The sequence below is a fragment of the Actinomycetospora chlora genome (assembly GCF_039542135.1).
Classification (GTDB): Bacteria; Actinomycetota; Actinomycetes; order Mycobacteriales; family Pseudonocardiaceae; genus Actinomycetospora; species Actinomycetospora chlora.
Map to the genome: position 1 here is coordinate 51,036 of NZ_BAABHO010000041.1, position 7,938 is coordinate 58,973.

5 protein-coding genes and 1 pseudogene are annotated in these 7,938 nt (G+C 75.2%); 1 reads left to right on the forward strand and 5 read right to left on the reverse strand.

Annotated features, from left to right (window positions below; genetic code table 11):
* Nucleotides 1-22 precede the first annotated feature (22 nt).
* A complete protein-coding gene (locus ABD994_RS22270; RefSeq protein ID WP_345420300.1) occupies nt 23-1,474 on the reverse strand; it encodes an HAD-IB family hydrolase in 1,452 nt (483 codons plus the stop codon).
* Entirely contained in the window at nt 1,461-3,851 is a 2,391-nt protein-coding gene (locus tag ABD994_RS22275) for a glycerol-3-phosphate 1-O-acyltransferase (RefSeq protein ID WP_345420303.1), read from the reverse strand. The genes ABD994_RS22270 and ABD994_RS22275 overlap by 14 nt, the downstream gene beginning before the upstream one ends.
* 138 nt (nt 3,852-3,989) lie before the next feature.
* Here ABD994_RS22275 and ABD994_RS22280 point away from each other — a divergent pair, with 138 nt between their 5' ends.
* A complete protein-coding gene (locus ABD994_RS22280) occupies nt 3,990-5,003 on the forward strand; it encodes an alcohol dehydrogenase (RefSeq protein ID WP_345420329.1) in 1,014 nt (337 codons plus the stop codon).
* A gap of 4 nt (nt 5,004-5,007) precedes the next feature.
* Here ABD994_RS22280 and ABD994_RS22285 read toward each other — a convergent pair whose 3' ends face one another.
* The 3 genes and pseudogenes from ABD994_RS22285 to ABD994_RS22295 form a co-directional block, all read right to left on the reverse strand.
* Complete coding sequence (locus tag ABD994_RS22285; protein WP_345420306.1) at nt 5,008-5,841, reverse strand: mycofactocin-coupled SDR family oxidoreductase; 834 nt, start codon at nt 5,839-5,841, stop codon at nt 5,008-5,010.
* A gap of 141 nt (nt 5,842-5,982) precedes the next feature.
* Nucleotides 5,983-7,029, reverse strand: coding sequence for a glycoside hydrolase family 18 protein (locus tag ABD994_RS22290; protein ID WP_345420309.1), 1,047 nt, complete (start codon nt 7,027-7,029; stop codon nt 5,983-5,985).
* 65 nt (nt 7,030-7,094) lie between these two features.
* Nucleotides 7,095-7,938, reverse strand: a pseudogene (locus ABD994_RS22295) (hypothetical protein); the annotation flags it as partial.

The following is a 7,938-nucleotide window of genomic DNA, read 5'->3' on the forward strand; positions in this document are numbered from 1 at the left end:
GGCCCGTGGGCGCGGGCCGAGGTCATCCGTCCTCGCCGGGCCAGTGCGCCAGCGTCCGGATGTAGAGCTGGCGGACCTCCTCGACACGCTCGTCGAGGTCCTCGCGCGTCCAGTCGGACACGTCGATCGGCGGCAGCACCGCGACCTGGACCGTGCCCGGGTGGATGATCATCGCGTTGCGACTCATCAGCTCGCCGGTGTTGCGGAACACCAGCGGGACGATCGGCACCCCGGCCTGCATGGCGAGGTGGAAGGCGCCCTTCTTGAACGTCCCGGGCGTCGGGGTGGGGGAGCGGGTGCCCTCGGGCGCGATGACGATCGACGTGCCCGCGCGGAGGCGCTCGACCGCCGGCTCGAGGGCCTTGCGGGCCTGGGCGTTGTCGGCGCGGTCGATGAACGCCGTCTCGAGCAGGCGCATCAGCCCGCCGAACAGCGGGTCGTTGGCCAGCTCCTTCTTCGCCACCGGCGCGAAGTTGCCGCGCAGCAGGCCGCCGAGCACCAGCACGTCGAGCTGGCTCTGGTGGTTGAACAGGAAGACCGCCGGCTGGGCCTCCCAGATGTGCCGGGCGCCGTGCACGTCCAGCGCGACGCCCGACGCCATCAGCGAGAGGTCGCCGCCCAGGCCGATGCCCAGGTTGAGCCCGGCACGCCGGGACCCGCCGAGCAGGCCCAGCCCGAGCCCGGTGGCGAAGCCGCCCATCATCCCGACGAACGTCGCCGCGGTGCGGGCGATCTCCACCGGCGTCGTCCAGGGGCGGCCGGTGAAGTCGAGCGCCGGCCAGCCGCGCTCGGCGGCGGCGCGGCGCAGCCCCGCGGACGGGTTCACCGCGCGCGGGTGGGCGACGGTCGCGAGGAACGGCACGTCCTCGCCGCCGTTGGAGTAGGCGAAGCTCGCGTCGAGGTCGACGTCGTGGGCCGCGGCGAACTCCTTGACCGCCGCCGCCTTGCCCTCGCCGTACGGTGAGCGCCCGTCGGGCCGGCCGGTGAGCGTCCCGTCCTCGCCGACCTCCACCGCGGTGTAGATCGTGTGCTCGACGCCGAGGGCCTTGGCCGCCGGCTCCACCTGGAACCGGGTGGCCGAGCTGGCCAGCACGACGGTGTGGCCCTTCTCCAGGTGGGCGTGGACCAGCCGCCACGCCTCCGGGTAGACACTCGGCCCGATCTCGTCGCGGAAGAGCCGGTTGCCGATCTTCTCGAGCTCCTCGGGCGTGCGCCCGGCCCAGGTGCGCAGCGTGATCCCGAGGAACTTCCGGAAGTCCTCCTCGCCGTTCAGCCCCTGCCAGCCGCTCGCGAGCGTCTCCAGGGTGGTGCGCGGGTGCAGGTCGAGGTTCTTGACGTGGTGGCGCATGAAGGCCGTCACGGAGTAGCCGGCGATCACCGTGCCGTCGAAGTCGAAGAACGCACCGACCTCGGGCCCGTCCGGCGCGTGCTCGACGGCCTCCATGAGGTCGTCGAACGTCTCAAGGTCGGACACCCGCGGACTCCTGTCGGTTGGTCGCGTCGGTCTCGTCGATGGCCACGACCCGTTCCACTACCCCGCGGACCTCCGCGGCGAACGCACGCCGCCGCGTCGCGAGGTCGGGCTCACCCTCCCGGGCGGCGGAGTCGGGGGCGAGCAGACCGCGGTTGGAGGCGAGGCGCAGCGCCGACGCGAAGAGCTCGCGCGACAGCGACTCGGGCCCGTGCAGCTTGCCCTGCAGCAGCAGCTGCTGCCCGACGGCCGCGCAGCGCTCCAGCAGCTCGTCCTCGTCGACCGGCGTCGCGGGGTCGTGCTGCGCGAGGCGCTCGGCCACCACCCACTGCGCGTCGACGAACGAGCGCAGCACGCGGTGCGCGCAGAGGAACCGGCTCTGGCGCAGCATCTTGCGGGTGCGGGCCGTGTCGCCGTCGGCGGAGCGCCAGTCCGGGTCGATGAGGGTGAGCTCGGAGATCAGCTCGTCGCGGAACGTCTCCTTGTCGGGGAAGAAGAACTCGTACTTCAGCAGGTCGCGCAGGTCGAGCGCCGCCTGGAAGCCCGTGGCCAGCGCCGCGCGGCCGGTGGCGTCACCGACCTCGAGGATCGCGAGCTCGACGATCGCGCGGGTGACGAAGTGGTGGATCGCGGAGTTGCGGTAGAACGCCGCGACGATGTGGTGGCCGGGCTCGATCGAGAACACCGGCTCGGAGCCCTCGGTGTAGGCGCTGACCACCTTCTCCCGCCGCAGCGAGAGCAGCGCGTCGGCGACGCCGCCGTTGGTGCGCAGCGCAGCGATGCCGGTGTGCGGCAGGCCGCGGGCGTCGACGTAGTCGAGCACCGGCTCGACCACGCGCCGGACCTGCGAGAGCGTCAGCGCGCGGTCGCGCACGCCGAGCAGGGCCAGCGCGGCGAGCGCGATCGGCGTCACCGGCGTCACGCGGTTGATCCGCACGAAGACCTCGAACGCCGTCTTCTGCAGCGCCAGGCGCCGGGCCGCGGAGTCCTCGACGGCGATGTCCTCGTCGTCGCTGCGCGACTCGGGCCGGACGTCGAGGGCGGGGTCGTTGGCGGCCGAGAGAGCGCCCCGCAGCGACAGGGGCTCGCCGAAGCTCACGTGCACCCCGCCGACCGGCCGGCGCTGCGCCCGGGCGTAGCCCATCAGCCAGCGCAGGCCCTCCGGCGTCTTGGCGGCCCCGGTCTGCTCGGCCGCCATCTGGTGCACCTCCTGCAGCTGGTCGTGGATGATCGACACCGGGACGAGGTAGACGTCCTCGGTGCGACGCGTCTCCACGGCGCTGGCCACGTCGGCGAGCAGCCCGTACTTCGGCGGACGCAGCTTGCCGGTGCGGGTGCGACCGCCCTCCATGTACCACTCGAGGTTGAAGCGCTTCGCGACGAGCCACGAGAAGTACTCGCGCACCACCGACTTGTAGACCGGGTCCCCGCCGAAGCTGCGGCGGATGAAGATGATGCCGCTGCGCCGGGCGAGGGCCTCCAGGCCGAGGATGCGCAGGTTGTCGCCGCCCAGCACGTGGTTGCGCGGGAAGTCGTTGCTGCGCAGCACGTCGGCGAGCACGAACGGGTCGGTGTAGCTGCGGTGCGAGGGCAGGAAGACCAGGGCGTGCTCGGCGTTGAGCTCGCGCAGCGGGGCGAGACCGGCGGTGTCGGCGTGCACCGTCCACGCCTTGTCGTGCATCGGGCGCAGCACGCCGGAGAACAGGTCGACCGCGCTGGGGTCCAGCGACGCGACGATGCTCTCGAGGTCGGCGGCGGCCTCGTCGGCCACCTCGTCCTCGGGGCGGCCGGTCTCGGCGGCCAGCCGCCGGAGCTCCCGGCCGAAGTGCGCCGAGCCCACGATCTGCCCGGCGACCTCGCGCGGCACCTTGAAGCGGTTGCCGGTCAGGGTGCGCTCGGCGCGGTCGAGGGCGAGCTTGGCCTGGCGCGCGACGAAGCGCACGAAGTCGGCGTTGCCCGACCACTCGCGCTCCTGGCGGTGGCGGCGCATCAGCTCGCGGACCGTCGCCGGGCGCCCGACGACCACGCGGTGCTGCGGCGGCGTGCGGCGGGCCGCCCGGGCGCGCGCCCGCAGGGCCCACCCGCGGGTGAGGACGTCCGCGAGGCGGGCGAGCGTGCGGTCGGGCTCCGGGTCGGCGGACCAGACGACCCGCACGGGCACGAGCAGCGGGTTGTCGCCGCGGGTCAGGCGGCCCGCGAGCTGCTGCCCCTCGGCGGGGAGCACCTCCAGGCCCCGCCCGCCCGTCGAGGCGCCGTTGCGGGCGGCGGCGAGCCAGCGGTCGACCAGCCGGCGCTCGACGTTCGAGGGCGCGTCGACGAGCACGACCAGCGGTCGGTCACCGGCGTCGGGGAGGCTCGGAGTGTCGGCCTGCGTGGTCACGCCGCACCTCCCCGCCCGTCCCGACCGCGTGGCCCCGGACACTACCCGGTGGTGTGGCACGACGATCGCCGGTGAACGGGGTACGCACCCGACGACAGTTGATCGTCGAAAGATCGAGGAGCACGCACCGTGCCCACCATGCGCGCCGTCCAGGTCCCCCGGGCCGGGGGCGACTTCGAACTGGTCGACCGCGACCTGCCGACCCCCGGCCGCGGCGAGGTCCGCGTCCGGGTCCAGGCCTGCGGGGTCTGCCACAGCGACATGTTCGCCAAGGAAGGCGTCATGCCGGCGACGCCGTTCCCCATCGTCCCGGGCCACGAGATCGTCGGGCTGGTCGACGAGGTCGGCCCCGACGTACTGGGCGGCTGGGACACCGGCGATCGTGTCGGCGTCGGCTGGTTCGGCGGCGCCTGCCACCACTGCGGCCCCTGCCGCCGCGGGGACTTCATCACGTGCGAGAACGGGCGCATCCCCGGCGTGACGTTCGACGGCGGCTACGCCGACGCCGTCGTCGTGCCCGCCGACGCGCTGGCCCACGTGCCCGACGAGCTGTCGGCCGAGGAGGCGGCGCCCCTGATGTGCGCCGGCGTCACGACCTACCACGCGCTGCGCTCCAGCCCGGCCCGACCGGGCGACCGCGTCGCCGTGCAGGGCGTGGGCGGCCTCGGCCACCTCGGCATCCAGTTCGCCGCCCGCATGGGCTTCGAGGTCGTCGCCGTGTCCCGCGGCCGCGAGAAGGAGGACCTCGCCCGCGAGCTCGGCGCCCACGCCTACATCGACAGCGAGGCCGGCGACCCGGGCCAGGCGCTCGCCGAGATGGGCGGCGCGGCGGTCGTCCTCGCGACCGCGACCAGGGGCGAGGCCATCTCGGGGCTCCTCCCGGGGCTGGACCGCCGCGGGCAGCTGCTCGTCGTCGGGGCCGCCGAGACGCCGCTGCAGGTCGACGCGATGAGCCTGATCGGCCCGGTGGCGAGCATCGCGGGACACGCGTCGGGCACCTCGACCGACTCCGAGGACACCCTGCGCTTCGCCCGGCTCACCGACGTCCGCCCGATGATCGAGACGATGCCGCTCGAGCGGGCCGGCGAGGCCTACGACCGGATGATGGCGAACGACGCCCGGTTCCGGATGGTGCTGACCACCGGGCAGTGACCGGTCACTTGGCCGCGAACCCGGCGTCGACGGGCAGCGCGACGCCGGTGACGTAGCGGCCCTCGTCCGAGGCGAGGAACAGCACGGCGTTCGAGATGTCGTCGGGCTCGAGGTAGGCGACGGGGAGGGCGTTGAGGGTCCGGTACACCGGGACGACGTCCTCCTCGGTCGGCGCCTCCAGGTCGGGGCGGAAGAGGCCCCAGTTGACCGGGTTGAGCAGCATCGGGGTGCCCACCGTGGTCGGGTTGATCGTGTTGACGCGGATGGAGTGCTCGGCCAGCTCGAGCGCCAGGGTCCGCATCAGCCCGGTCAGCCCGGCCTTCGCCGCGCCGTAGGGGGCGAGGTTCGGCACCGACCGCAGCGCGATCGACGAGCTGGTGATGACGATCGACCCGCCGCCGCGGGCGATCAGGTGGGGAATTGCGGGACGGACCGTGTGGAAGACGCCGGTGAGGTTCGTGTCGATGACCGCGGCCCAGTCGGCCGGTGCCGTCTCCGCCGCGGGCCCGGGGTTGCCCTGGATGCCCGCGTTGGCCACGACGACGTCGAGCCCGCCGAGCTCGGCGACACCGCGCTCGACGACGCCGGCCACGGCGTCCGGGTCCCGCACGTCGGCCTCGACGGCGACGATCCGGCGGTCGTGGGCCTCCACCAGCTTGACGGTCTCGGCGAGGTCCTCGGGTGTCGCGGCCGGGGCGCCCTGGGCGGGCACCGGGCCCGCGACGTCGAACGCGACGACGTCGGCCCCCTCCTCGGCGAGGCGCACGGCGTGCTGGCGTCCCTGCCCGCGCGCCGCGCCCGAGACCAGCGCGACCTTGCCCGTCATCCGTCCCGCCATCGCCACTCCTCCTGCGCCGGTGCAAGGTGTGCTCAGTTCCGATCTCGCCGCAGCTCGGAAGCAGTTCCAACCCGCGATGGGATGGAACTGTACGCACTTCCCGGGAGGTCGCAACCATCCGCGGCGACCGGCGGGAGGGCGTCAGGCGGGGGCGGTGAAGCCGCGGGCGATGCGGGTGAAGGCCCAGGGCGCCTGGTCGATGCCGCTGCAGTCGTCGGTCTCGGTCTCGGTGCCGGGGCACGAGCCGTTGTCCCGCGCGAGGGCCCAGAAACCGACGGCCCCGTACCCGCTGGCCCGCGCGTCGTCGACGACGGCCCGCGCGTCCTCGGGCGTCGTGGTCATGTCCATGTCGTTGCGCCCGAGCATGAACGTCACGGCCGTGCGGCGGCGGACCTCGACGGGGTCGCTGCCCGGCCACATCGCCTCGAGCTGGCCCTCCGAGGTGCGGGCGGCGCCGATCATGGCGTCGGCCCACGAGCCCTCGTAGGAGAAGTTCATGACCATGAGGTTCACGCGCGCCGCGACACCCGCCGTCGTGGCCGCCCGGACCAGTGTCTGCGCGTCGTCGCTGAGGCCGTCGGTGACGCCGTCGACCTGCACGGTGAGCGTCACCCGCGTGCCGCGCTCGCGCTGCAGGATCGCGAGCGCCTGCGCGATCCGCGTCGGCGAGACGGTGCGGCCCCGGTCGGTCTCGACGTCGACGTCGAGGTGGTCGGTGCCGACGGCGTCGAGCGCGGTCGCGTAGGCGCGCGCCAGCGAGGGCGCGTCGGAGCAGGCCTTCTCCAGGTAGTCGCCGATCGCGCCGCCCGACGACACCGTCACCGTGCCGCCCCGCGCCCGCAGCCCCGCGACGCGCGCGGCGATGGCCGGGTCGCGCAACGGTGTCGTGCCGCCCCACGTCGGGGCGCACGTGTCGCCCGCTCCGGCGAGCACGAACGCGAGCACGACGTCGGCCTGGCCGGTCGCGTCGGCCATGTCGGTGATGGTCGGCAGCGGTGGCGTGGTGAGGTCGACGTACGGGGTGACGCCGACGGTCGGCAGCGGCCCGTCCGGCGCCGCGACACCCGCCCGCGGGGCGGCGCCGGGGACCCGGCCGACGTCGGTGACGTCGCCGGCCGCCGCGACCTCGCTGACCGCCGGGTGCGGGGCGGGCGTCTCGCCGGTGACGACCGGGCCGGTGACCAGCACCGTCACCACGGTGGCCAGCAGGACGGCGCGCAGGGACGGCCGACGCGGGGGTCGGCGGGACGGGCTCAGGTGTCCCCGGCGTCGTCGGCGCCGGCGTCGGCCTGCTCGGCCTGGGGCTGCGGCTGGACACGGGGCGCCGGGTCGGCGAGCGGCTGCGCCGCCTCCGGCGCGACCGGGACGGCGGGCGCCGCGACGCGCGGGGTGGTGCGCGGCACCCGCGCGGTCGTGGAGCGCGGCGTGGCGCGGGTCGTCGTGGTCCGCGTGGCGCGGCGCGTGGTGGTCGGGTCGACCTCGGCGATGGTGCGGGCGTCGACGGTGGGCGGGGTCGCGGCGGGGACCGCCGCGGGCGGCGGCGCCGGCGGGGGCAGCAGCGTCGGCGCTGCCGTCGGCCCGACCGGCCCGGCGACGGCGCCCACGGCCACGACCCCGACGTAGGAGGCGCAGATCGCCGTGGCGGCGATCGCCGCGGTGCGCCAGCGCCGGGCGCGGCGGCCGGTGCGGTCGGCGAAGACGGGCTGCCCGCTGCTCTCGGCCAGCAGGGCCGGGGCCTCGACCTCGGCGCGCTTCCGGCGCAGCGCGGCGGCACCGAGGTGCGTCGTCGTCGCGCGCGCGGCGATCTCGTCCGGGTCGGACCGGCGGGCGGCGGGGCGCTTGGTGGTCGAGGCGGTGGTGGCCTTCGGGGTGCTGGTGACCTTCGTCGTGTTGGTGGCCGTGGTGCTGGTCGCGACGGTGCTGGTCGCGACGGTGCTGGTGGGGGTGCTCACCGCCGGGGCGTCGGGACGGGGCACCGCGGTGGTGCGGGCCGGGACGACCGCGGTCGGGCGCTCCGCGGGCCGCGGGGTGGGGGCCGGGGCGGGGGCCGGGGCGACGGGGCGGGGTCCGGCGGTGGGCGGCGTCGCGGGCCGCGCG